The 24,812-nt window shown below is 65.0% G+C and carries 24 protein-coding genes; 16 read left to right on the forward strand and 8 right to left on the reverse strand.

Features of this window, described 5'->3' with window-relative positions; translation table 11 throughout:
• Nucleotides 1-10: 10 nt before the first annotated feature.
• The 4 genes from acnD to AC19YT_RS09320 form a co-directional block, all read right to left on the reverse strand.
• The gene (gene acnD, locus AC19YT_RS09305; RefSeq protein WP_095107564.1) at nt 11-2,605 is read right to left on the reverse strand and encodes a Fe/S-dependent 2-methylisocitrate dehydratase AcnD; all 2,595 of its coding nucleotides are present in this window, start codon (nt 2,603-2,605) and stop codon (nt 11-13) included.
• A gap of 123 nt (nt 2,606-2,728) precedes the next feature.
• A complete protein-coding gene (gene prpC, locus AC19YT_RS09310) occupies nt 2,729-3,856 on the reverse strand; it encodes a bifunctional 2-methylcitrate synthase/citrate synthase (protein ID WP_095107563.1) in 1,128 nt (375 codons plus the stop codon).
• 54 nt (nt 3,857-3,910) lie between these two features.
• Nucleotides 3,911-4,804 carry a methylisocitrate lyase gene (gene prpB, locus AC19YT_RS09315; protein WP_095107562.1) on the reverse strand — a complete coding sequence of 298 codons (894 nt, stop codon included), beginning with the start codon at nt 4,802-4,804 and terminating at the stop codon, nt 3,911-3,913.
• Entirely contained in the window at nt 4,801-5,523 is a 723-nt protein-coding gene (locus AC19YT_RS09320) for a GntR family transcriptional regulator (protein ID WP_500610138.1), read from the reverse strand. Before AC19YT_RS09320 ends, prpB begins: the two co-directional genes overlap by 4 nt.
• Nucleotides 5,524-5,812: 289 nt before the next feature.
• Between AC19YT_RS09320 and rloA the strand changes: the two genes are divergently transcribed.
• The 4 genes from rloA (at nt 5,813) to pabB (ending at nt 10,366) form a co-directional block, all read left to right on the forward strand.
• Nucleotides 5,813-6,349 (forward strand): retropepsin-like aspartic peptidase RloA, encoded by a 537-nt coding sequence (gene rloA / locus AC19YT_RS09325; protein WP_095107560.1) that lies wholly within the window; start codon nt 5,813-5,815, stop codon nt 6,347-6,349.
• A gap of 5 nt (nt 6,350-6,354) precedes the next feature.
• Complete coding sequence (gene rloB, locus AC19YT_RS09330; protein ID WP_095107559.1) at nt 6,355-7,887, forward strand: osmotic stress tolerance membrane protein RloB; 1,533 nt, start codon at nt 6,355-6,357, stop codon at nt 7,885-7,887.
• Complete coding sequence (locus AC19YT_RS09335) at nt 7,887-8,873, forward strand: alpha-L-glutamate ligase-like protein (RefSeq protein WP_095107558.1); 987 nt, start codon at nt 7,887-7,889, stop codon at nt 8,871-8,873. Before rloB ends, AC19YT_RS09335 begins: the two co-directional genes overlap by 1 nt.
• A gap of 149 nt (nt 8,874-9,022) precedes the next feature.
• Nucleotides 9,023-10,366, forward strand: a complete 1,344-nt coding sequence (gene pabB, locus AC19YT_RS09340; RefSeq protein WP_500610139.1) for an aminodeoxychorismate synthase component I — start codon at nt 9,023-9,025, stop codon at nt 10,364-10,366.
• Between the two features lie 46 nt (nt 10,367-10,412).
• Here pabB and thrH read toward each other — a convergent pair whose 3' ends face one another.
• On the reverse strand, nt 10,413-11,030 hold the full coding sequence (gene thrH / locus AC19YT_RS09345) for a bifunctional phosphoserine phosphatase/homoserine phosphotransferase ThrH (protein ID WP_500597520.1): 618 nt from the start codon (nt 11,028-11,030) through the stop codon (nt 10,413-10,415).
• 172 nt (nt 11,031-11,202) lie between these two features.
• Between thrH and AC19YT_RS09350 the strand changes: the two genes are divergently transcribed.
• A complete protein-coding gene (locus AC19YT_RS09350; RefSeq protein ID WP_095107555.1) occupies nt 11,203-11,937 on the forward strand; it encodes a phosphoadenylyl-sulfate reductase in 735 nt (244 codons plus the stop codon).
• A 69-nt stretch (nt 11,938-12,006) separates the two neighbouring features.
• Here the strand turns inward: AC19YT_RS09350 and AC19YT_RS09355 are convergent, their stop codons facing one another.
• Complete coding sequence (locus AC19YT_RS09355) at nt 12,007-12,693, reverse strand: HAD-IA family hydrolase (RefSeq protein ID WP_095107554.1); 687 nt, start codon at nt 12,691-12,693, stop codon at nt 12,007-12,009.
• 269 nt (nt 12,694-12,962) lie between these two features.
• Here AC19YT_RS09355 and AC19YT_RS09360 point away from each other — a divergent pair, with 269 nt between their 5' ends.
• From AC19YT_RS09360 to AC19YT_RS09395, 8 genes are all read left to right on the forward strand, one after another.
• Nucleotides 12,963-14,183 carry a PepSY-associated TM helix domain-containing protein gene (locus AC19YT_RS09360; protein ID WP_095107553.1) on the forward strand — a complete coding sequence of 407 codons (1,221 nt, stop codon included), beginning with the start codon at nt 12,963-12,965 and terminating at the stop codon, nt 14,181-14,183.
• Nucleotides 14,180-14,722 (forward strand): PA2404 family protein, encoded by a 543-nt coding sequence (locus AC19YT_RS09365; RefSeq protein WP_095107552.1) that lies wholly within the window; start codon nt 14,180-14,182, stop codon nt 14,720-14,722. The genes AC19YT_RS09360 and AC19YT_RS09365 overlap by 4 nt, the downstream gene beginning before the upstream one ends.
• Nucleotides 14,719-15,063: a hypothetical protein gene (locus tag AC19YT_RS09370; RefSeq protein WP_095107551.1), complete on the forward strand. Its 345-nt coding sequence runs from the start codon at nt 14,719-14,721 to the stop codon at nt 15,061-15,063. Before AC19YT_RS09365 ends, AC19YT_RS09370 begins: the two co-directional genes overlap by 4 nt.
• A complete protein-coding gene (locus AC19YT_RS09375; RefSeq protein WP_095107550.1) occupies nt 15,060-15,635 on the forward strand; it encodes a DUF6162 family protein in 576 nt (191 codons plus the stop codon). Before AC19YT_RS09370 ends, AC19YT_RS09375 begins: the two co-directional genes overlap by 4 nt.
• A gap of 89 nt (nt 15,636-15,724) precedes the next feature.
• Nucleotides 15,725-16,600 carry a metal ABC transporter substrate-binding protein gene (locus tag AC19YT_RS09380; RefSeq protein WP_371856219.1) on the forward strand — a complete coding sequence of 292 codons (876 nt, stop codon included), beginning with the start codon at nt 15,725-15,727 and terminating at the stop codon, nt 16,598-16,600.
• Nucleotides 16,597-17,361, forward strand: coding sequence for a metal ABC transporter ATP-binding protein (locus tag AC19YT_RS09385; protein WP_095107548.1), 765 nt, complete (start codon nt 16,597-16,599; stop codon nt 17,359-17,361). The genes AC19YT_RS09380 and AC19YT_RS09385 overlap by 4 nt, the downstream gene beginning before the upstream one ends.
• Complete coding sequence (locus tag AC19YT_RS09390; protein WP_095107547.1) at nt 17,361-18,260, forward strand: metal ABC transporter permease; 900 nt, start codon at nt 17,361-17,363, stop codon at nt 18,258-18,260. The genes AC19YT_RS09385 and AC19YT_RS09390 overlap by 1 nt, the downstream gene beginning before the upstream one ends.
• Nucleotides 18,261-19,160, forward strand: a complete 900-nt coding sequence (locus AC19YT_RS09395) for a metal ABC transporter solute-binding protein, Zn/Mn family (RefSeq protein WP_500610140.1) — start codon at nt 18,261-18,263, stop codon at nt 19,158-19,160.
• Between the two features lie 120 nt (nt 19,161-19,280).
• Here the strand turns inward: AC19YT_RS09395 and AC19YT_RS09400 are convergent, their stop codons facing one another.
• Entirely contained in the window at nt 19,281-20,606 is a 1,326-nt protein-coding gene (locus AC19YT_RS09400; RefSeq protein ID WP_500610155.1) for an ATP-binding protein, read from the reverse strand.
• Between the two features lie 2 nt (nt 20,607-20,608).
• Complete coding sequence (locus AC19YT_RS09405) at nt 20,609-21,283, reverse strand: response regulator (protein WP_500597525.1); 675 nt, start codon at nt 21,281-21,283, stop codon at nt 20,609-20,611.
• 171 nt (nt 21,284-21,454) lie between these two features.
• Between AC19YT_RS09405 and dsbD the strand changes: the two genes are divergently transcribed.
• From dsbD to dsbG, 3 genes are read left to right on the forward strand one after another with little or no spacing between them, the layout of a single operon-like run.
• Nucleotides 21,455-23,194, forward strand: a complete 1,740-nt coding sequence (gene dsbD / locus AC19YT_RS09410; protein WP_500610141.1) for a protein-disulfide reductase DsbD — start codon at nt 21,455-21,457, stop codon at nt 23,192-23,194.
• Entirely contained in the window at nt 23,194-24,051 is an 858-nt protein-coding gene (locus AC19YT_RS09415; protein WP_095107543.1) for a TlpA family protein disulfide reductase, read from the forward strand. The genes dsbD and AC19YT_RS09415 overlap by 1 nt, the downstream gene beginning before the upstream one ends.
• Nucleotides 24,027-24,797, forward strand: coding sequence for a thiol:disulfide interchange protein DsbG (gene dsbG / locus AC19YT_RS09420; RefSeq protein ID WP_095107542.1), 771 nt, complete (start codon nt 24,027-24,029; stop codon nt 24,795-24,797). Before AC19YT_RS09415 ends, dsbG begins: the two co-directional genes overlap by 25 nt.
• Nucleotides 24,798-24,812 lie beyond the last annotated feature (15 nt).

Raw genomic sequence — 24,812 nt, forward strand, 5'->3', positions numbered from 1 at the left:
CCCCATCGAGTTAAACGGCGGCAGCCGATTCCAGGAAGTCCTGGGCGAAGCGCTGCAACACGCCCCCGGCCTCGTAGATCGACACTTCTTCGGCGGTGTCCAGGCGGCAGGTCACCGGCACTTCGACGCGCTCGCCGTTCTTACGGTTGATGACCAGGGTCAGGGTCGCGCGCGGGGTGCGCTGGCCGATGACGTCATAGGTTTCGCTGCCGTCGATGCCCAGGGTGTGGCGGTTGGTGCCCGGGGCGAACTCCAGCGGCAACACCCCCATGCCCACCAGGTTGGTGCGGTGGATGCGCTCGAAGCCTTCGGCGGCAATCGCCTCCACCCCGGCCAGGCGCACGCCTTTGGCCGCCCAGTCGCGGGACGAGCCCTGGCCGTAGTCGGCGCCGGCGATGATGATGAGCGGCTGCTTGCGCTCCATGTAGGTTTCGATGGCTTCCCACATCCGCGTGACCTTGCCCTCGGGTTCGATGCGCGCCAGGGACCCCTGCTTGACCTTGCCGTTTTCCACGACCATTTCGTTGAACAGCTTAGGGTTGGCGAAGGTCGCGCGCTGGGCGGTCAAGTGGTCGCCGCGGTGGGTGGCGTAGGAGTTGAAGTCCACTTCCGGCAGGCCCATTTTCGCCAGGTACTCGCCGGCGGCGCTGTCGAGCATGATGGCGTTGGACGGCGACAGGTGATCGGTGGTGATGTTGTCCGGCAGCACGGCCAGCGGGCGCATGCCCTTGAGGGGCCGTGCCCCGGCCAGGGCGCCTTCCCAGTACGGCGGGCGGCGGATGTAGGTGCTCATGGGGCGCCAGTCGTACAGCGGCGCGACTTTCGGCCCGGTGTCTTCGTGGATGGCGAACATCGGGATGTAGACCTTGCGAAACTGCTCCGGCTTGACCGCGGCCTTGACCACGGCGTCGATCTCTTCATCGCTGGGCCAGATGTCCTTGAGGCGGATTTCCCGGCCCTCGGCGTCCAGGCCCAGCACATCCTTCTCGATGTCGAAGCGGATGGTCCCGGCAATGGCGTAGGCCACCACCAGCGGCGGCGAAGCCAAAAAGGCCTGCTTGGCGTAAGGGTGGATGCGCCCGTCGAAGTTGCGGTTGCCCGAGAGCACGGCGGTGGCGTACAGGTCGCGGTCGATGATTTCCTGCTGGATCGCCGGGTCCAGAGCGCCGGACATGCCGTTGCAGGTGGTGCAGGCAAAGGCCACGACGCCAAAGCCCAGTTGTTCCAGTTCCTTGGTCAGGCCGGCTTCGTCCAGGTACAGGGCGACGGTTTTCGAGCCCGGCGCCAACGACGATTTGACCCACGGCTTGCGGGCCAGGCCCAGGCGATTGGCGTTGCGCGCCATCAGGCCGGCGGCGATGACGTTGCGCGGGTTGCTGGTGTTGGTGCAACTGGTGATAGCAGCGATGATGACCGCGCCGTCGGGCATCTGCCCCGGCACGTCGTCCCATTGCCCGGCAATGCCTTTGGCCGCCAGGTCGCTGGTGGCGACGCGGGCGTGGGGGTTGCTCGGCCCGGCCATGTTGCGCACCACCGAGGACAGGTCAAAGCGCAGGCTGCGCTCGTACTGCGCGCCAGCAAGGCTGTCGGCCCACAGGCCGGTGAGCTTGGCGTAGCCCTCCACCAGTTTCACTTGGTCGTCTTCGCGGCCGGTGAGGCGCAGGTAGTCGATGGTTTGCTGGTCGATGTAGAACATCGCCGCCGTGGCGCCGTACTCCGGGGCCATGTTGGAGATGGTCGCGCGGTCGCCCAGGGTCAGGGCGCTGGCACCCTCGCCGAAGAACTCCAGCCAGGCGCCGACGACCTTCTGCTGGCGCAGGAACTCGGTCAGTGCCAACACCATGTCGGTGGCGGTGATGCCCGGTTGCAGCTTGCCGGTCAGCTCGACGCCGACGCTTTCAGGCAGGCGCATCCACGAAGCGCGGCCGAGCATCACGCTCTCGGCTTCGAGGCCGCCGACGCCGATGGCGATCACGCCCAGGGCATCGACGTGGGGCGTGTGGCTGTCGGTGCCCACGCAGGTGTCAGGGAAGGCCACGCCGTCGCGGGCCTGGATCACCGGGGACATTTTCTCCAGGTTGATCTGGTGCATGATGCCGTTGCCGGGCGGGATCACATCGACGTTCTTGAAGGCTTTTTTGGTCCAGTTGATGAAGTGGAAACGGTCTTCGTTGCGCCGGTCTTCGATCTCGCGGTTTTTCTCGAAGGCCTGGGGGTCGAAACCGCCGCATTCCACCGCCAGGGAGTGGTCGACGATCAACTGGGTCGGCACCACCGGGTTGACTTGGGCCGGGTCGCCACCTTGCAGGGCAATGGCGTCACGCAGGCCGGCGAGGTCCACCAGGGCGGTCTGGCCGAGGATGTCGTGGCACACCACGCGGGCCGGAAACCACGGAAAGTCGAGGTCGCGCTTGCGTTCGATCAGTTGCTTGAGCGACGCGGTGAGCGTCGCCGGGTCGCAACGGCGCACCAGGTTTTCCGCCAGCACGCGGGAGGTGTACGGCAAGGTGGCGTAGGCGCCGGGGCTGATGGCATCGACCGCCTCGCGGGCGTCGAAGTAGTCGAGTCGGCTGTTGGGCAGCGGTTTGCGAAAGTGTGTGTTCATCGTCGGGACTCGGTCACGGTAGGTTCACAAAAGCGAACTGTGGGCATCGACAGCGGTACCTGTGGGAGCGGGCTCGCCCGCCCCCACAGAACAGCTCATTTGCCGTGCCTTTTAGGTCTGTACTCAGCGACGTTCGATTGGCACGAACTTGCGCTGTTCAACGCCGATGTACTCGGCGCTTGGACGGATGATGCGGTTGTTGGCGCGTTGCTCGAAGACGTGGGCGGCCCAGCCGGTCAGGCGCGAGCAGACGAAGATCGGCGTGAACAGCTTGGTCGGGATGCCCATGAAGTGGTACGCCGAGGCATGGTAGAAGTCGGCGTTGGGGAACAGCTTCTTCTGCGCCCACATGGTCTGGTCGATGGCTTCGGAGACCGGGAACAGCACCTTGTCGCCCACTTCGTCGGCGAGTTTTTTCGACCAGCCCTTGATGACCTCGTTGCGCGGGTCGTTGTCTTTGTAGATCGCGTGGCCAAAGCCCATGATCTTGTCTTTGCGCTCCAGCATGCCGAGGGTGCCCTTGATGGCCTCTTCAGGGGAGGCGAAGCGCTCGATCATTTCCATCGCCGCTTCGTTGGCGCCGCCGTGCAACGGGCCGCGCAGCGAGCCGATGGCGGCGGTGACGCAGGAGTACAGGTCCGACAGGGTGGAGGCGCAGACCCGCGCGGTGAAGGTGGAGGCGTTGAACTCGTGCTCGGCGTAGAGGATCAGCGACACGTCCATCACCTTGCGGTGCAGCTCGCTCGGCGCCTTGCCGTGCAGCAGGTGCAGGAAATGCCCGCCGATGGAGGCTTCCTCGCTCACGCAACTGATGCGCACGCCCTCGTGGCTGAAGCGATACCAGTAGCACATGATCGCCGGGAAGGCTGCGAGCAAGCGGTCGGTGACGGCGTTCTGGGCCGAGAAGTCTTTCTCCGGTTCCAGGTTGCCCAAAAACGAACACCCGGTGCGCATCACGTCCATCGGGTGGGCCTGGGCGGGAATGCGCTCAAGCACTTCCTTGAGCGCCTGGGGCAGGTCACGCAGGGTGGCGAGCTTGGCCATGTAGGCGGCCAGTTGTTCTTTGTTCGGCAGGTCGCCGTAGAGCAGCAGGTAGGCGACTTCCTCGAACCGCGCCTCGGCGGCCAGTTCGCGCACGTCATAGCCACGGTAGGTCAGCCCCGCACCCGACTGCCCGACGGTGGACAGCGCAGTTTGCCCGGCAACCTGGCCACGTAGCCCGGCGCCACTCAATACTTTTGCTTCGGCCATGGTTTTCTCCAATGTTGTAGTTGTTAGGGAAACGCTTTCACGGTGTTGGGAGCGTTATTTCTTTGCGGCAAACAGTGCGTCGAGCTTCTGCTCGAAGACGTGGTAGTCGATGGCATCGTAAAGCTCCATGCGGGTTTGCATGGTATCGACCACATTCTGCTGGGTGCCGTCGCGACGGATCGCGGTGTAGACGTTCTCGGCTGCCTTGTTCATGGCGCGGAAGGCCGAGAGCGGGTACAGCACCAGGGAAACATCGGCAGATTTCAACTGTTCGACCGTGTACAAGGGCGTGGCGCCGAATTCGGTGATGTTGGCCAGGATTGGCGCTTTCACGCGGCTGGCGAACAGCTTGTACATCTCCAGTTCCGTGATGGCCTCGGGGAAGACCATGTCGGCGCCCGCCTCGATGCACGCGGCGGCGCGTTCCAGGGCCGATTCCAGGCCTTCGACCGCCAGGGCATCGGTGCGGGCCATGATGACGAAGCTGTCATCGGTGCGCGCATCGACGGCCGCCTTGATACGGTCGACCATTTCCTGCTGGGACACGATCTCTTTGTTCGGGCGGTGGCCACAGCGCTTGGCGCCGACCTGGTCTTCGATGTGGATAGCGGCGGCGCCGAACTTAATCATCGAACGCACGGTGCGCGCCACGTTGAAGGCCGAGGAGCCAAAACCGGTGTCCACGTCCACCAGCAGCGGCAGGTCGCAGACGTCGGTGATGCGCCGCACGTCGGTGAGCACGTCGTCCAGGCCGGTAATGCCCAGGTCCGGCACGCCCAGGGAGCCGGCGGCGACACCGCCGCCGGAGAGGTAGATCGCCTTGAAACCGGCGCGTTTGGCCAGCAAGGCGTGGTTGGCGTTGATCGCGCCCACGACTTGCAGGGGCCGTTCGCTGGCGACCGCATCGCGGAAACGCTGGCCTGGGGTGCTGTTGTTAGTAGAACTCATGACTCACCTCGTGGAGTGGCTGTCGGCTGGGCGCCGTCCTGGTAGTGACGGGCGATATTGCGTTTGGAGGCGCCGATGTGGCGGCGCATCAGTAATTCGGCCAGTTCGCCGTCGCGATCAGCGATCGCGTCGAGGATCCGGTGGTGTTCGGCAAAGGCCTGGCGCGGGCGGTTGGGCGTGGCGGAGAACTGGATGCGGTACATGCGCACCAACTGGTACAGCTCGCCGCACAGCATCTGGCTCAGGGTGCGGTTGCCACTGCCCTGGATGATGCGGTAGTGGAAGTCGAAGTCGCCTTCCTGCTGGTAATAGCCCACGCCGGCCTGGAACGCGGCGTCGCGCTCGTGGGTGTGCAGCACCTGGCGCAGTTCCTCGATCTCGGCGTCGCTCAAGCGCTCGGCGGCCAGGCGGCAGGCCATGCCTTCCAGGGATTCGCGGATTTCATACAGTTCGATCAGCTCGGCGTGGCTCAGCGACACCACCCGCGCCCCGACATGAGGAATGCGCACCAGCAGGCGCTGGCCTTCCAGGCGATGGATCGCCTCGCGCAGCGGGCCGCGACTGATGCCATAGGTGCGCGCCAGCTCCGGCTCCGAGATCTTGCTGCCCGGGGCGATTTCGCCCTTGACGATGGCTGCCTGGATACGGCGGAAGACGTTCTCGGAGAGGGTCTCCGATTCGTCCTGCATCGCCACCGGGGCTTCGAGCTGACCGAGCATATTGTCGACACCTTTAAAAACAATACGGCAGAAACTAGCTAATCAGCAGCAATCAGTCAAAGACAAAATAGCAATTGTCGACAATCGTCTAATACGGCTCGCCTACCGTCGGTTTCATCCACCCCTCTTTAATGCCCTCGCGCAGCGGTGGCGCCAAAAAGCCACCGTGCTAGAATGCCGCCCGCATTCGCCTGCCACTTTCATACAGAGGGGCCGGCACACGAGGGCGCTTGCGCGGCCATGCCAGCCGCCTTGAACCTGAAGACCGCACCGCCACGCGTCAGGATTTATGAGACTCAAGCCCTTCCCCACATTTTTATGCCTGCTGTGCCTGCCCGCCGTGAGCTTCGCGGCCGGTAAAACCGTGTACGGCCTCAACGAATACGCCAAGCTCGACGGCATCGACCTGGAGGTGGCGGCCAAACTCGACACCGGGGCCAAGACCGCCTCCCTCAGTGCCCGCGACATCAAGCGTTTCAAGCGCGATGGCGAGTCCTGGGTGCGCTTCTACCTGGCCATCGACACCGCCCACTCCCACCCCATCGAGCGGCCCCTGGCCCGGGTGAGCAAGATCAAGCGCCGCGCCGGCGACTACGATCCCGAGGAAGGCAAGAACTACACCGCCCGCCCGGTGATCGCCCTGGATATCTGCATGGGCACGGCGCTGCGCAGCATCGAAGTGAACTTGACCGACCGTAGTGCGTTCCAATTCCCGCTTTTGATCGGCTCCGAGGCGCTCAAACGCTTCGATGCACTGGTCGACCCCAGTCTTAAATACGCTGCTGGCAAACCCGCCTGCGCCACCGACGCTCCAACCGCAGAGTAATTCCAATGCGCGCTCTTACCCTCCATCTGAAAGTCCTGATTGCCATCCTGGTGGTGCTGGGCATTTCGATCACGGCTTATCAGATCTTTGTACTCGGCATCCCGGTGACCGAAGACGCCACCGACGACCTGTGGAACATCGACGCCAAGGTCGAGTTCGTCGCCAGCGGCAAGGACCCGATCAAGATCCAGATGTTCGTACCGCCGCTGAGCCGCGACTACGTGAGCCTCAATGAGAGCTTCATCTCCAACAACTACGGCGTGGCGGTCAACCGCGTCGATGGCAACCGCAAGGTCACCTGGTCGGCGCGCCGTGCCAGCGGCAACCAGACCCTCTACTACCGCCTGGTGCTGACCAAGCGCTACTCGGCCGAGAAGCTCAAGATCAAGGGCCCGACCTTCCGCGACAGCATCGCGGTGGAAGGTGCCGAGAAAGTCGCCGCCGAAGCCCTGCTGGCGCCGATCCGCCAGCACTCGGCCGACGTCGAGACCTTCATCGGCGAGGCGATCAAGCGCGTCAACAACCTCAACGACGACAACGTCAAGCTGCTGCTGGCGGGCGACCCGTCCACCGCGCACAAGGCCAAAATCGTCGAACTGCTGCTGTCCATCGCCCACGTGCCGGTGGAAAAGGTCCACACCATCCGCCTGGTGGCCGACCAGCCGCAAACCCCGGAACTGTGGCTGCGCAGCTTCAACGGCACCGACTGGCTGTACTTCAACCCGGAAACCGGCGAGCAGGGCCTGCCCTCCGACCGCCTGCTGTGGTGGACCGGCGATGACAACCTGATTACCGTCGATGGCGGCAAAAAAGCCAACGTCACCTTCAGCATGAACAACAGCGAAATGAACGCCATTCGCCTGGCCAAGCTGACCGACGAGAATACCGACGCCAGCTTCCTCGAATACTCGCTCTACGGCCTGCCGCTGCAAACCCAGCAGACCTTCATGATTATGGTGATGATCCCCATCGGCGTACTGGTGATCCTGGTGCTGCGCAACCTGATCGGCCTGCAAACGCTGGGCACCTTCACCCCGGTGCTGATCGCCCTGGCGTTTCGCGAGACCCAACTGGGCTTCGGCATCATGCTGTTTACCGTCATCACCGCCCTGGGCCTGTCGCTGCGTTCCTACCTTGAGCACCTCAAGCTGCAAATGCTGCCGCGCCTGTCGGTGGTACTGACTTTCGTGGTGGTACTGATCGCCGCCATCAGCCTGTTCAGCCACAAGCTGGGCCTGGAGCGCGGGTTGTCGGTGGCGCTGTTCCCGATGGTGATCCTGACCATGACTATCGAACGCCTGTCCATCACCTGGGAAGAACGCGGCGGTGGCCACGCGATGAAAGTCGCGGTCGGCACCCTGTTCGCCGCCTCGCTGGCGCACCTCATCATGAGCGTGCCGGAGCTGGTCTACTTCGTATTCACCTTCCCGGCGATTCTGCTGATCCTCGTCGGCTTCATGCTGGCCATGGGTCGCTATCGCGGCTACCGCCTGACCGAGCTGGTGCGCTTTAAAGCCTTCCTCAAGGCGGACTCCTGATGTTCGGCTTCTGGAAGACGTGGAAGGCCCTGGAAGCGCGGGGGATCATGGGCATCAACCGGCGTAACGCCGACTACGTGCTCAAGTACAACAAGCGCAGCCTGTATCCGATTGTCGATGACAAGATCATCACCAAGGAACGGGCGATCAAGGCGGGCATCCACGTACCCGAGATGTACGGGATCATTTCCACCGAGAAGGAAATCGAAAAGCTGGGCGAGATCATCGGTGATCGCAGCGATTTCGTGATTAAGCCGGCCCAGGGTGCCGGCGGCGACGGCATCCTGGTGATCGCCGACCGCTTCGAGGGGCGCTACCGCACGGTGTCGGGCAAGATCATCAGCCACGAGGAAATCGAGCACCAGATCTCCAGCATCCTCACCGGCCTCTATTCCCTGGGCGGCCACCGCGACCGGGCGTTGATCGAGTACCGGGTGATCCCCGACCAGATCTTCAAAAGCATCAGCTACGAAGGCGTGCCGGACATCCGCATCATCGTGCTGATGGGTTACCCGGTGATGGCCATGCTGCGCCTGCCCACGCGCCAGTCCGGCGGCAAGGCCAACCTGCACCAGGGCGCCATCGGCGTGGGTGTGGACCTGGCCACCGGCCTGACCCTTCGCGGCACCTGGCTGAACAACATCATCACCAAGCACCCCGACACCACCAACGCGGTGGACAACGTGCAACTGCCCAACTGGGACGGTTTCATGAAGTTGGCGGCCGGCTGCTATGAACTCTGCGGCTTGGGCTACATCGGCGTAGACATGGTGCTGGACCAGGAAAAAGGCCCGCTGATCCTGGAACTCAACGCCCGCCCCGGCCTGAACATCCAGATCGCCAACGACTGCGGCCTGACCCTGCGCACCCACGCCGTGGAAGCGCACCTGGAACAGCTCAAAGCCCAGGGCAAGACCGAAACCGTGGAAGAACGAGTCAAGTTCGCCCAGGAACTGTTCGGCCACATCCCACCGGTCGAGGGCTAAATACCACAAACCCTGTGGGAGCGGGCCCTGCCCGCGATGGCGGCATGCCAGTCTGCACTGGCCACGCTCCCACAGAAGACCGCCCCTAGGAGCAACCCGCCAGGGGGACTACAATCGCCGCCCGCCCCTCGCTGACTGATATGCCCCGCATGCCAACCTGCTCCGTACACCCTGTGCCCTACCACGCCGACCCGGCGCGCTACTTCGCGGCCATCAGCCACGCCCCCGGTGCGGTGCTGCTCGACAGTGGCCGCCCGGTGGCCGGGCGCGGGCGCTTCGACCTGCTCAGTGCCTGGCCGGTGGAGGAACTGGCGGTAGCCGAACAGGAAAGCGGCGCCGGGTTTCTCGCCAGGTTGCGCAACAGCCTGGCCCGGTTGGGCGAGGCCACCTTGCCCGAAGGTTGCGAACTGCCGTTCGCCGGGGGCTTGATCGGCTACCTGAGCTACGACTTCGGCCGCCACCTCGAAGCCCTGCCCAGCCACTCGCGGGACGACCTGCACCTGCCCGACGCACGCCTAGGCCTGTACAACTGGGCGCTGATGAGCGATCACCTGCGCGCCAGCAGCCACTTAGTGTTCCACCCCAGCCTGGACGAAAGTGAGCGCCAACGCCTGATCGCGCTGTTCAGCCAACCCGCTGCCGCGCCGGCCTCGCTTTTTGCACTCAACGGCGCCATGACCGCCGACCTCGACGCCGACGGCTACCGGCAGGCTTTTGAGCATATCCAGGCCTATATCCAGGCCGGCGACTGCTACCAGGTCAACTTCGCCCAGCGCTTTCGCGCACCGTGCCAGGGCGACGCCTGGGCCGCCTACAGCGCGCTGCGCCAGGCCTGCCCGACGCCGTTCTCCGGTTTCCTGCGCCTGCCGGAGGGCGGCGCGGTGCTGAGCCTGTCGCCCGAGCGCTTCGTCAAGGTCAGCCAGGGCCAGGTGGAAACCCGGCCCATCAAGGGCACCCGGCCACGGGGTGCCAATACCGAGGAAGATGCGGCGAACGCCGCCGAACTGCTAGCCAGCAGCAAGGATCGTGCGGAGAACCTGATGATCGTCGACCTGCTGCGCAACGACCTGGGCCGTACCTGCCGCGTCGGCTCGGTGCGGGTGCCGGAGCTGTTCAGCCTGGAAAGCTACCCCAACGTCCATCACCTGGTCAGCAGTGTCACCGGCGAACTGGCGCCGGGCAAAGACGCCCTGGACCTGATCGCCGGCAGCTTCCCCGGCGGCTCCATCACCGGCGCGCCAAAAATTCGCGCCATGCAGATCATCGACGAACTGGAGCCCACTCGCCGTGGCCTGTATTGCGGCTCACTGCTGTACCTGGACGTGCGCGGGGAAATGGACAGCTCCATCGCCATCCGCAGCCTGCTGGTCAAGGACGGGCAGATCTGCTGCTGGGGCGGTGGTGGGATAGTGGCCGACTCCGACTGGCAGGCCGAATATCAGGAATCGATCACCAAGGTGAAGGTGCTGCTCGACACCCTTGGAGGGTTGTAGCTATCGCGGGCAAGCCCGCGATGACAACACCCGCAGCACTACAAAACTACAGGCTCAACTCGCGGTTGGACGCCTTGATGAACTCGCGCTTGAGATCCTCGAACGTATGCACCGCGGGGAACTGCGGGAACTCGCGGATCACGTTGTCGGGGGCGTGGAACAGAATCCCCGCGTCCGCCTCGCCCAGCATGGTGGTGTCGTTGTACGAGTCGCCTGCGGCGACCACTCGGTAGTACAGGCTCTTGAACGCCAGCACGGATTGGCGCTTGGGGTCTTTCTGGCGCAGTTGGTAACCGGTCACCCGGCCGCTGTCGTCGGTGACCAGGCGATGGCACAGCAGGGTCGGAAAACCCAGTTGGCGCATCAGCGGCTGGGAGAATTCGTAGAAGGTGTCGGAGAGGATCACCACCTGGAAGCGCTCGCGTAGCCAATTGACGAATTCGATGGCGCCCTCCAGGGGCTTGAGGGTGGCGATCACTTCTTGGATGTCCGACAGCTTCAAGCCATGTTCGTCGAGGATGCGCAGGCGTTGCTGCATCAGCACGTCGTAGTCGGGAATGTCCCGAGTCGTGGCCTTGAGGGAGTCGATCCCGGTTTTTTCGGCGAAGGCGATCCAGATTTCCGGGACCAGCACACCTTCCAGATCCAGACAGGCAATTTCCACAACACACCCCATTTGTAATGTTTATTGAGTTGAGCCAGCAAAAAGACTGCCGAACTCTAGCGGCTCGGGCGGGGCACTGCAACGCGCCCGCGCGCGCCACCGCGCCCTGCTTTTGCTACCATCGCCGCCATATAGAGCGCCCAGCGCCACCGACCTGTAGGAAACCGCCCTGATGAGCCAGCCATTCGACGTCGCCCAACTCGCCGCGACCTATGCCAACAAATCCGCGCAAGACATCCTCAAACTGGCCTTCGCCCAGTTCGGCGATGAGCTGTGGATTTCCTTCAGCGGCGCCGAAGACGTGGTGCTGGTGGACATGGCCTGGAAGCTGAACAAGAACGTCAAGGTGTTCAGCCTCGACACCGGGCGCCTGCACCCCGAGACCTACCGCTTTATCGAGCAGGTGCGCGAGCACTACCAGATCCAGATCGAGTTGGTGTCACCCGACCAGAGCAAGCTGGAACCCTTCGTCAAGGAAAAAGGCCTGTTCAGCTTCTATAAAGACGGCCACGGCGAGTGCTGCGGCGTGCGCAAGATCGAGCCGCTGCGGCGCAAGCTGTCCACCGTCAGCGCCTGGGCCACGGGCCAGCGCCGCGACCAGAGCCCCGGCACCCGCAGCCAGGTGGCCGTACTGGAAATCGACAGCGCCTTTTCCACCCCCGAGCGCACCCTCTACAAGTTCAACCCGTTGGCGCAGATGAGCAGCGAAGAGGTCTGGGGCTACATCCGCATGCTGGAATTGCCCTACAACAGCCTCCACGAACGCGGCTTCATCAGCATCGGCTGCGAACCCTGCACCCGGCCCGTGCTGCCCAACCAGCACGAACGCGAAGGCCGCTGGTGGTGGGAAGAAGCCACCCAGAAAGAATGCGGGCTGCATGCAGGCAACATCATCAGCAAGGCCTAGTAGCAAGCGGGCGAGCCCGCTTGCTACAACAGCGCCAGTGGGCTGAACCGCGCCCATCCGTGGGGCGGTTCACGCCAGGTGAGGCAAGCCGTAGTCCGCTAAGCGCAAATCGGCCAGGCGACGCAGGATGCGGTCGGCGTGGCCGTACTTTTCATCGGCCATCGCCGCATCCGGCACGGCAATCGCGGTCATGCCGGCAGCCTTGGCGGCAGTCACGCCAAAGGGCGAATCCTCGAACACCAGGCAATCGGCGGGCGCCACACCCAGGCGCCGGGCGGCGGTGAGGAAGATGTCCGGCGCCGGTTTAGCGGCGCTCACTTCGGGGTCGTCGGCGGTGACGATGGTGTCGAACAAGGCGAACCAGTCGCCATGCAGGGTGGTTTTTTGCGCAAAGGAATGGCGCGACGAACTGGTGCCCACGGCAATCGGCACGTGATGGGCCTTGAGATGGCGCACCAACGCCTCGGCACCGGGCATGCCCAAGGCCTTGGGGAAGCGCGCCTGCAACAGAGGTTCGCGGATCACCAGAAATTCTTCGGCGCTGAGGGGCAAATCCAAGGCCTGCACCACGTAGCGCGCCAGGTCCTGGGCGCCCCGACCAATGATGTTCTGCTTGATCTCCCAGCCGTAACTGCGGCCGTAGCGCTGGGCGATGATCTGGCAGACCTCGGTGTAGATGCCTTCGGTGTCCAACAACAGGCCGTCCATATCGAAAATCACGGCCTTGATGGGGCTTGTCTCCAACTGCGCATTCATTGCGACCGACCTGACAACTCATAAAGGGCCCGCAGCATAGCACCGCCCCCTGTAGCAAGCGGGCTCACCTGTTTGCTGCCGGGGGGATGCGACAAATAATCAGGATCAGAAACATTTGCTTTCATATACAGTTGCGGGTTTTACGATTCTCATTCGTCTTACTATGATGCAGCAGGCTGCGTAGGCAAAAGCCACGGCCGGCTTTTCTGGCATGCGCTGCAAGCCGTGAGGTTTGTACCGCACCACCCCCCGAATCAAGACCCTATTCCATGTCGAAGAAGTCCCGTTCAAAACTCTGGTTTCTCGTTCATAGCTGGCTGGCCTTGCCCATCTGGTTCTTCGTGCTGATCGTGTGCGTCACCGGCACCCTGGCGGTGGTCAGCCAGGAGATCGTGTGGCTGGCCAACCCCGACGTACGCGCCAGCAAGCCTTCGGACGATGCCCAGCCGCTGAGTTACGACCAGATCATCGCCGCGATTGCCAAGGCCGAGCCGCAAACCATCGTCGACCAGATCGTGCGGCCCCAAGAGTCCCACTTTGCCCTCAGCGTCAGCGCCAGCTACCCCGACGGCCGTTCGATGACCACCTACGTCAACCCCTACACCGGGGTGATCCAGGGCGTGGCGCCGGCCTTCGACTTCGAGCGCTTCACCCGCGCCCTGCACGGCTGGTGGCTGGTGCCCTTCACCAATGGCTACAGCTGGGGCTGGTATCTGGTGTCGATCCTCGGCCTGCCGTTGCTGGCCTCGCTGGTGACCGGGCTGGTGGTCTACAAGCGTTTCTGGAAAGGCTTCTTCAAGCCCACCCTGCGCTTCAACCACGGTGCACGGATTTTCTGGGGCGACTTCCACCGCCTCAGCGGTATCTGGTCGATCTGGTTCATCGCGGTGATTGCCATCACCGGCACCTGGTTCCTAATCCAGGCGATCCTGGGCGACAACCAGATCTCCATCTCCAGCGAGCCCATCGTGCCGGTGGTCTCGCGCGAAAGCGTGCCCCTGACCGCCGACGGCTCCCCCGCGCCGCGCATCAGCCTGGACAACGCCATCGCCGAAACCCTGAAGAAAATCCCCGGCCTGGAGGCCACCTTCGTCAGCCTGCCGAGCAACGCCTACAGCCACATCATGATCGGCGGCCGTGGCTGGTACCCGCTGATGTTCCAGACCGCGCAACTGAACCCCTACACCGGCGAAATCGCCGTGACCAGCCTGCTGTCCGACCGCACGGCCCTGGAGTTCGTCACCGAATCCATGCGCCCGCTGCACACCGGTGACTTCGGTGGGCTGTGGATCAAGCTGATCTGGTTCTTCTTCGGCCTGCTGCTGAGCATGATGGTGCTCAGTGGCCTGCTGATCTGGACCAAGCGCACCGCGCTGGCCACCGCCAACGCCCTCAAGCGCGCCAACAAACCGCCACGCCCCGCTCGCCCGACCCCTGCGTCCCAGGGCCAACCGGCCATGGCCGCCCAGACTTCGGAGGGCCACCTGTGAGCCAGTCCCAGACCGCCGCGCAACCGTCCCGCCTGAGCCTGTGGTGGCGTAAGTGGCGCTTCCACCTGAACATCCTGCTGCTGCTCATTCCCCTGGGCCTGATGCCCAAATACTTCGCCGACCAGGCGCTGTTTCGCGGTGACGCGGGCCTGGGCGAGCGGGAAGTCGGCGAGATCCAGGTCGGCCCCTGGAGCCTGCGCCTGGCTGAAATGCGCAACGAAGCGCCGCAGCTCAGTGGCGCTTCCGGCTACCTGAAAAGCTTCAACGCCGCCCTGTGCGAGGCCTGCACCGACAAGGTCAAGGCCACTTACCTGCGCATCGGCAAGCCCCGCAGCCTGCGCGCCGCCGGGGTGATCTTCTTCGGCACGCCGTACAACATGGGCGCGTCGCTGCAGATCCCGCCCAAGACCAAGCCCGACGCCGAACTGTGGATCACCCTCGAAGGCTGGGACGGCAGCATGCACCAGGCCGGCATTCCCCTGAGCAAGGCCTCACCGGCCACCGTTGCCTGGCTGAACAAACAAGGAGGCAAACCATGAAGCCTGTTCCACGCTTTTCCCGCCTGCGCCTGGCCCTGGCCGGCGCTTTCCTGCTGGGCCTTGGCCTGAGCGGCACAGCCCTGGCCCACAACCCCTTGTGCGAATGCAAGGAAATCGACGGCGAGCAGATCCAGTGCACCGGCGGTTTTTCCGATGGCAGCGGCGCGCCGGGAGTGACCCTGGACGTGATCGGCTACGACGAAACCATCCTGGTGCCAGGCAAACTCGGTGCCGACTCGACCTTGACCTTCAAGAAACCCGGCGCCGAGTTCTATGTGCTGTTCGACGCCGGCCCCGGCCACGTCGTGGAAATCGACCAAGCGGATATCCAAGCGCCATGACCAGCCCCACCACCCAGGTCGTGCGCCCCGCCGGCGCCGGCCATGAAACCCTCTATGTCCTCGGGCTGTGCCTGTTGATCCTCGCCGTTGCCGCATCCGTGGTGCTGTGGCGCGGCGAAACCCAAACCGTCAGCGCCGTGCCCAGCCATCAACTGGACGCGCGCCGCGACCTGAGCGCCGCCGAGCAAGGCATCTACGCCGACCTGCGGGTAACCCTGGACGAAATCCACCTGCTGCGCGCCGAGCAAAATGCCCTGGCCACCCCGCAGCAGTTGGCCGAGGAAGGTTTTGCGCCCTTCGCCCAGGACGCCAGTTCGGTCAGCCGTGGCGGCCACGCCTGGCGCTTGCTGGCGGCCAACGCCTACCTGGGCCTGAGCCAAAACCCCAGCGTCGCCGGTTCGTTCCTGATGCGCGTCAGCGAGCACAGCGACGCCGCCCCGGACGTCTGGCTCAACCGCAGCGCAGGCCTTGCGGCCCCGGCCAGCCTGGATGACCAGGCGCTGGCCAGCGCAGGTTGGCAACAGATCGTCGCGCAATTCGATGCTGGGGTGACTCGCCAGCACCGCCACTGAATCCATGCCTTCACCCGAGAGAAGACCGTTCCCCCATGTCTAGTTCATCTCACCGTTTTGCGCTGTTGCGTCTGCTGCTGGTTGGCCTGATGGCCAGCCTGTTCGCCACCCACGCCAGCAGCGACGAGGCCAAGCGCCTGCGTATCGGCATCACCCTGCACCCCTACTACAGCTACGTGAGCAACATTGTCGGCGACAAGGCCGAGGTGGTGCCGCTGATCCCCGCCGGCTTCAACCCCCACGCCTACGAACCCCGCGCCGAAGACATCAAGCGCATCGGTGGGCTGGACGTGATAGTGCTCAATGGCGTGGGCCACGACGACTTCGCCGACCGCATGATCGAAGCCAGCGAAACCCCGCGCATCAAGGTCATCGAAGCCAACGAAAACGTGCCGCTGCTGGCCGCCACCGGCAACGCCGCCCGCGGCGCCGGTAAAGTGGTCAACCCGCACACCTTCCTGTCCATCAGCGCCTCCATCGCCCAGGTCAACAACATCGCCCGCGAACTGGGCAAGCTCGACCCGGCCAACGCCAAAACCTACACGCAAAACGCCCGGGCCTACGGCAAGCGCCTGCGCCAGATGCGCGCCGACGCCCTGGCCAAGCTCACCAGCGCGCCCAACGCCGACCTGCGCGTGGCCACCGTGCACGCGGCCTACGACTACCTGCTGCGCGAGTTCGGCCTGGAAGTGACCGCCGTGGTCGAGCCGGCCCACGGCATCGAGCCCAGCCCCAGCCAGTTGAAGAAAACCATCGACCAACTGCGCGAGTTGGACGTCAAGGTGATCTTCTCGGAAATGGACTTCCCGTCCTCCTACGTTGACACCATCCAGCGCGAATCCGGGGTCAAGCTCTACCCGCTGTCGCACATCTCCTACGGCGACTACAGCGCCGAGAAATACGAGAAGGAAATGACCGGCAACCTCAATACCGTGGTCCGCGCGATCCAGGAGGCCGGGGCATGACCGCCGCCGCCCACCTGGCCGTGCGCAGCGACGGCCCGACCCTGGAGTTCGCCAACGTCGGCCTGACCCTGGGCCGCACCACCATCCTCGACAACGTCAGCTTCACCGTGCAACCGGGCAGCGTCCACGCCCTGGTTGGCCCCAACGGCGGCGGCAAGAGTTCGCTCATCAAGACCCTGCTGGGGCAAATGCCGCACCAGGGCCAACTGAGCCTGCACTGGCCGGGCGCGCCCGGCACCATCGGCTACGTGCCCCAGGCCCTGGAATTCGACCGCGGGCTGCCGATGACCGTGGACGATTTCATGGCCGCTATGTGCCAGCGCCGCCCGGCGTTCCTCGGCCTGAGCCGGCACTACGCCGCCGCCATTGGCGAGGCCCTGGAGCGGGTCGGCATGCAGGACAAACGCAAGCGGCGCATGGGCGCACTGTCCGGCGGCGAACGGCAACGGGTGCTGTTGGCCCAAGGCCTGATTCCCGCGCCGCACCTGCTGGTGCTCGACGAGCCAATGTCGGCCCTCGACGAAGCCGGCATCCAGGTTTTCGAGCGCCTGCTCGGGGATTGGCGCCTGAGCGGCATCACCGTGCTGTGGATCGAGCACGACCTGGAAGCCGTCGGGCGCCTGGCCGACCGTGTTACCGGCCTCAACCGCCGCGTGCTGTTCGATGCCAAGCCCCGCGAGGCCTTGACCCCGGAACGCCTGCTGAGCCTGTTCTCCACCCATCCGCGTGCCGAGCACGCCGCCAGCGGGAGCCTTGCCTGATGAGTTACGAAGCCTTCCGTTTGATGATCCAGGGCTGGGCCTCGTCCGGTTACCTGCCCGAAGCGCTGGCCTACGGGTTCGTGGTCAACGCCTTGCTCGCCGGCCTGCTGATCGGCCCGGTGCTGGGTGGCCTGGGCACCCTGGTGGTGGTCAAGCGCTTTGCGTTCTTCTCCGAAGCGGTGGGCCACGCCGCCCTCACCGGCGTGGCCATCGGCATCCTCCTGGGCGAACCCTACACCGGCCCCTATGGCAGCCTGTTCGGCTACTGCCTGCTGTTCGGCATCCTGCTCAACTACCTGCGCAACCGCACCGGCCTGGCGCCGGACACCCTGATTGGCGTGTTCCTCTCCGTGTCCCTGGCGTTGGGCGCCAGCCTGCTGCTGATCCTGGCCGGCAAGATCAACGTGCACATCCTGGAAAACGTGCTGTTCGGCTCGGTGCTCACCGTCAACGGCAACGACCTCTTGGTGCTGGGCATCGTCGGCAGCCTGGTGATGGGCCTGGCCCTGCCGCTGTACAACCGCATCATGCTGGCCAGCTTCAACCCGCAACTGGCGGCGGTACGCGGGGTTGCGGTCAAGACCCTGGATTACCTGTTCGTGATCCTGGTGACCTTGATTACCGTGGCCGCGGTAAAAGTCATCGGCGCGATCCTGGTCGGCGCCCTACTGGTGATTCCCGCCGCGGCGGCCCGCCTGCTGAGCCAGTCGCTCAAGGGCTTCTTCTGGATCTCGGTGCTGATCGCCACCCTCAGCACCCTGTGCGGGATCATGGCGCCGATTGTCTTCGACCTGCCCGTACCGTCCGGCGCGGCCATCATCCTGACCGCCGGCATCGCCTTCGCCCTGGCCGCCATCGCGCGCGGCACGGTCCCCAGCCTGAAAGGGAATATCGGATAAATGCCTATCTCCTTGCGTCAACTGACCCTGGCCCTGGCCCTCTGTGGGCTGGCGAGTACACCGCTGATGGCCGCCGAGGCCAAGCCGCTGCGGGTGCTCGCCGCCCTGCCTGTCACCCATGGCCTGGGCGAACTGCTGCTCAAAGGCACCAACGTGACGCTGGAACGCGCCGCGCCGGCCAACCTGCCGGGCTCGCGCCAAACCGCCTACTTCACCGGGCGCGGCGCCCCGGCGCTGCACAAACTGGCGGTGGAGGCCGACGCCGTAATCGGCATCCGCTCGCTGTGGCCCGATGACCCGCTGTACCCGGTGTCGCGGCGCAGCAACATCCGCGTCGTCGAAATCGACGCCGCCCGCCCCGTGGACGGCGCCCTGCCCGGCATCGCCCTGCAACCGGGCAAGGCCGACGGCCTCAACAGCCAGCCGTGGATGTCGAGCAACAACCTGGGGCGCATGGCCGACGTCACCGCCGCCGACCTGGTGCGCCTGGCCCCCGGCGCCAAGCCGCAGATCGAGGCCAACCTCAGTGCCCTCAAGCAACGCCTGCTCAAACTCAGCGCCGCCAGCGAGGCGCGCCTGGCCGATGCCGACAACCTCAGCGTAATGAGCCTGAGCGACCACTTCGGTTACCTGCTCAGCGGCCTCAACCTGGAATCGGCCGGCGTCGACCCGCGGGCCGACACCGAATGGACCCCCGAGGCCCTCCAGCAACTGACCCAGACCCTCAAGGCCAACGACGTCGCGCTGGTGCTGCACCACCGCCAACCGGCCGAGGCGATCAAGGCCGCGATTGCCGCATCCGGCAGCCGACTGCTGGTGCTCAAGGTGGACGGCGCCGACCCGGTGGCCGAACTCGAAGGCAACATCGATGCGCTGGTCAAGGCCCTGACCGACGCCTGAGGTACACCGCCTACAAAAAAACCGCTGAAGTCAGCGGTTTTTTTGTAGGCGGTGCTTTGTGTAGTCAGCGGGCCCGCCCGCGCTCTGCAACTGAGGAGGGCGGCCCAAGGCGCAAAGGGATTACTGGGGCTTGAGCGGCATGGTCAGGCCTACGCGCAAACCGTCGGGGCGGCTGTCGAAGGTCAGCACGCAATCGCAGCGCTGCACAATCGCCTGGACAATCGCCAGCCCCAGCCCGCACCCGGTGCTCTGGCCGTTGCGCCAGAAGCGTTGGGTCAGGTTGGGCAGGTGCTCGGCGGGAATCCCCGGGCCGTGGTCGCGCACCTCGAAACGCACGCGGTTGCCTTCGGTGTGCAAGCTCAGCTCCACCGGCGCGTCGCCTGGGGTGTGGCGCAGGGCGTTGTCCAGGAGGTTGCGCAGCGCGGCAATCGACAGCGCCGAGGGCATTTCCAGCGGCGCGCTGGACAGGCCCAGGGGCAGATGCAGGCGGATGCGCTCGCGTTGGCCGCTAGTGGCGTCCTGGATCGCCAGCCGCGCGGCTTGCTCGGCGCTGCACTGCACCCCGTCGTCGAACGACAGGCTGCCCTCCACTCGCGCCAGCAACAGCAATTGCTCCAGGGTCCGGTGCAAGCGGTCGGCGCCCTCCTCGGCACGGCCCAGGGCCTGGTCGCGGGCCACGCCCTCGGTCATGCGCGCCACTTGCAGGTGGGTCTTGATTGCGGTCAGCGGGCTGCGCAGCTCATGGGCAGCATCGCCGGTGAGGCGCCGCTCCCGCTCGATGGTTTTGCCGATGCGTTGCAACAATTGGTTCTGGGTGTCGAGCAGCGGCTGCAATTCACTGGGCAATGGCGCCACTTGCAAGGGCTCCAGGGAATCGACGCTGCGCCGCATCAGCGCATCGCGCATGCGGTTGAGCGGCGCCAGGCCCCGGCCGATGCCCAGCCACAGCAGCCATAGGCAGCCAAGCAGCGCCGCGCCCACCGGCACCGACGCGGCCAGCAGCACCGACATGTTCAAGGCTTCGCGCTCAACCTGGCGGTCGGCGGTGGTGATACGCAAGTCGCCGCGGTCGAGGGTAAAACTACGCCAGCGCACACCCTCGATCATCTGGTCGCGAAAACCGGTCTGCTCGGCCTCGAGCATTTGCTCCGGGGTGCTGTGGCTGCGGGCGAGGATTTCGCCGCGCAAGGAACTGACCTGGCAGGCCATGCCACCGGGGACGCTCAATTGCTCAGCGCTCAAATGGCTGCCCTCGCCCTGGGTCGGCAGGGCCGGCAGTTGCTCCAGCAGGCCCGCCACCATGCGCGCCGACGCCACCAGGCGTTGGTCCAGGGAAAACATCATCTGGTTGCGCAAGTCACTGAGCATCCAGGCCGCAGCCAGGGCCCAGATCATCGCGAACGCGGCGCCCAGGGTCAGGCTCAGGCGCAAGCGCAGGCTCATCACGCTCACGCCTCCCCGCCATCGGCCGGGCCCAAGCGATAGCCCAGGCCGCGCACGGTTTCGACGATGCCGTTGCCGAGTTTGCGCCGCAGGTGGTGGATGTGCACGTTGAGGGCGTTGCTCTCCAGCTCATCGTTGAAGCCGTAGACGCTGTCCTTCAATTGTTCGCTGGACAGCACCCGCCCACGGTTGTGCAGCAGGGCCTGCAACAGCGCCTGCTCGCGGCGCGACAGGTCCACCGGTTGCCCACCCAGGAAGGTCTCACGGCTGCTGGGGTTGTAGGTCAAGCGCCCGTGTTCGATCAGGTTGACGCTGCGCCCCGCCACCCGGCGCAGCAAGGTGTGCAGGCGGGCGGCCAATTCGCGCAGGTCGAAGGGCTTGAGCAAATAGTCGTCGGCGCCCGCTTGCAGGCCGTCGACGCGGTCGGTCACCGAGTCCCGCGCGGTAAGGATCAGCACCGGTAGCTCCAGGCCCTGTTTGCGCAACTGCTGCAACAGCTTGAGGCCATCCTCGTCCGGCAGGCCGAGGTCCAGCACCATGACGTCGAACTCCGCCGCCTTGAGCATGGCCCGCGCCGCGCTGGCGGTGGCCACATGCTCCACGGTCAGGCCCTGGGCGCAAAGGCCGGCGACGATGCCACTGGCGATCAGTTCATCGTCTTCACAAACAAGTACATGCATGATCGAACCCGTAAAAAATGCGAATTAAGAAGATAACGGATTAAGCCGGCATTATGCTGCGCGGCGGCAAAACCCGGCAAAAGTCCTGTGTCCATGGCCGCCAGGGTTAATAATCGGTTAATCGTTGCCTCCCATTGTGCCCCCCACTTGCTTCGTTCTAAGGCTCGCCTCATGCGTCGACTGTTTATTTTATGTTTAGTGTTCCTGTCGGGGCTGGCTCAAGCGGCATCGAACCCGTTTGAGTCCAAGCCCGAATTCCTGCCGGTGGACAAGGCCTTCACCTTTACCTCGCAGAAACTCGATACCGGGGAAACCCAGCTGTTCTGGCAGATCGCCGACGGCTATTACCTGTACCAGCAGCGCATGAAGTTCGACGGTTTGCCCGAGGCGCAAAAACCCGTGCTGCCCGAGGGCGAGGCCCATAGCGACGAGTTCTTCGGCGACCAGCAGGTCTATCGCCAGGGCCTGGAAGTCAAGCTCCCGGCCAGTGCCAGCGGGGAAATCAAACTGGGCTGGCAAGGCTGCGCCGATGCCGGCCTGTGCTACCCGCCGCAAACCCTTAAAGTTGACCTGGGCGGCGCGCCCTCGGCCACCGCCGCCTCCGGCCAGGCCCAGGACGAAGCCTTGGCCAGCGGCCTGCAACAACGCAGCCTGGGCTGGAGCCTGCTGGTGTTCTTCGGCCTGGGCCTGTTGTTGGCCTTCGCCCCTTGCTCGCTGCCGATGCTACCGATCCTCTCCGGCCTGATCGTCGGCAGCGGCGCCAGCCCCCGCCGTGGCCTGGCCCTGGCCAGCAGCTATGTGGTGTGCATGGCCCTGGTCTACGCCAGCCTCGGAGTGATCGCCGCGCTGCTGGGCGGCAACCTGCAATCGATGCTGCAACAACCCTGGCTGCTGGGCAGTTTCGCGGCGATTTTCGTCCTGCTGGCCCTGCCGATGTTCGGCTTCTTTGAACTGCAACTGCCGGTGGCCGTGCGCGATCGCCTGGAAAACGTCAGCAACCAGCGCCGTGGTGGCAGCCTCGTCGGCGCCGGTGTGCTGGGAGCACTGTCCGGCCTGCTGGTGGGCCCGTGCATGACTGCCCCCCTGGCCGGCGCCCTGCTGTACATCGCCCAAAGCGGCAACGCGCTGCACGGCGGGTTGATCCTGTTCAGCATGGGCCTGGGCATCGGCCTGCCGCTGTTGATCCTGGTGACCGTAGGCAACCGCTTCCTGCCCAAGCCGGGGCAATGGATGAACCAGCTCAAAGGCTTGTTCGGCTTCCTGTTCCTGGGTACGGCGATCCTGATGCTGCGCCCGGTGCTCGACGAGTCGCTGTGGATCGGCCTGTGGGGCGTGTTGCTGCTGGTCATGGCGTTCGTCGGCTGGCGTCAGTCGGCCGGGTTCGGCCGGGTGGCCCAGGTGTTCGGTGCCGGCGCCATTGTGTCCGGGGTGTGGGGCACGGCGTTGCTGGTGGGCGCCGCGGGCGGCAGCGATGACCTGTGGAAACCGTTGCAGGTCTACGCGGCTTCGCGCACCACGGGCGTGCCGGCACCCACCGCTCACGACGCCTTTATTACCATCAAGACCCCCACCGCCCTGCAAGCCGAGCTGGACCAGGCCCAGGCCCGCGGCCAATGGGTGCTGATCGACTACTACGCCGATTGGTGCGTGTCCTGCAAGATCATGGAGAAGCAGGTGTTCGGCAAAGCCCAGGTACTCGCCGCTTTGAGCGACGTGCACCTGTTGCGCCTGGACGTCACCGCCGACAACGCCGACAGCCGTGAGCTGATGAGCCGCTACAAGGTGCCCGGCCCACCCAGCCTGCTGTGGATCGGCCCGGACGGCAACGAGCGGCGTAGCCAGCGCATCACCGGCGAAGTGGACGCCGCCGGTTTCCTGCAACGCTGGAACGCCACCCGGGATGCCCACTGATGCTCACGTTCACCATCGGCACCTTCGCCATCGCCCTCAACCACCTGCTGCTGATTAGCGCCCTGGCCCTGGCCACGCTGGTGGGCTGGCGCGTGGCCAAGCGCGGTGGTGAAAACCCGGAGTCCGTGCTGTTCAGCCTGTTCCTGCTGGGCATGCTGGCGGCGCGCATCGGTTTTGTCCTGGCCTACTGGCCGTTCTATCGCGACGACCCGTGGCAAGTGGTCGACCTGCGCGACGGCGGCTTTTTACCCTGGCCCGGGGCGATTGCCCTGTTGCTGGGCGCCCTGTTCTGGGGCTGGCGCCGCCCGCCCTTGCGCAAGCCCCTGGGCGCGGGCGTGGCCACTGGCATGCTGTTCTGGGTGCTGGCCAGCCTGTCTTTGAGTGTCTATGAACAGGGCACCCGCCTGCCGGACATCACCCTGCGCAACGCCGCCGGGCAAACCGTACAACTGAGCGACTACCAGGGCGGCCCGTTGGTCATCAACCTGTGGGCCACCTGGTGCCCGCCATGCCGGCGGGAAATGCCGGTGCTCGAACACGCCCAACAACAACGCCCGGACCTGACCTTCCTGTTCGTCAACCAGGGCGAAAGCATGCAAAGCGTCAGCACCTACCTGGAAACCCAGGGCCTGAACCTGGACAACATGCTGTTCGACAGCGGCGGGCGCCTCGGCCAGGCCGTGGGTTCCATGGCCCTGCCCACGACGCTGTTCTACAGCGCCGACGGGCGCCTGCTGGGCAACCATCTCGGGGAATTGTCCCAGGCCAGCCTGGCCCGGGCCCTGGAAAACTTCGACACGCCGACCCCGGCCACTTCTGCAAGGAAACCACCATGCTCCGCCTCCGCCACCTGCTGACCCTGAGCCTGGGCGCCGCCCTGCTACAAAGCCCGCTGCTGCACGCCGAAGAACTGCCGGCGGCGATCCAAAAGATCCAGGACAAGGGCGCCAAGATCCTCGGCACCTTCGACGCCCCCGATGGCCTGCGCGGCTATGCGGCGCAGTACCAGAACCGCGGCATGGCCCTGTACCTGACGCCCGACGGCAAGCACGTGCTGCTGGGCAACCTGTACGACGCCAACGGCACCGACCTGAGCGCCGAGCCCCTGCAAAAATTGGTCTACGCGCCCATGGCCAAGGCCGTGTGGGCGAAGATGGAGGCCAGCCACTGGATCGCCGATGGCAAGGCCGACGCCCCGCGTGTGGTGTACCTGTTCAGCGACCCCAACTGCCCTTACTGCAATATGTTCTGGGAGCAGGCGCGGCCGTGGGTGGACGCGGGCAAGGTGCAACTACGCCACATCATGGTTGGCATCATCCGCGAAGACAGCCCAGGCAAATCCGCCGCGCTGCTGGCCGCCAAAGACCCCGCCAAGGCCCTGCACGACCACGAAAAGGCCGGCAAGGCCAGCAAGCTCAAAGCCCTGGGCAAGATCCCGGCTGACGTTCAGGCCCAGCTCAACGCCAACATGCAGTTGATGGAAGAGCTGGAACTGTCCGCCACCCCGGCGATTTTCTACATGGACGACAAAGGCGAACTGCAACAACAGCAAGGCGCGCCGTCGCCGGACAAGCTGGTGAAGATTCTCGGGGCCAAGCCCTAGAGCGTTCGTCCAGCC

It is taken from the genome of Pseudomonas sp. MF08875, from assembly GCF_059862525.1.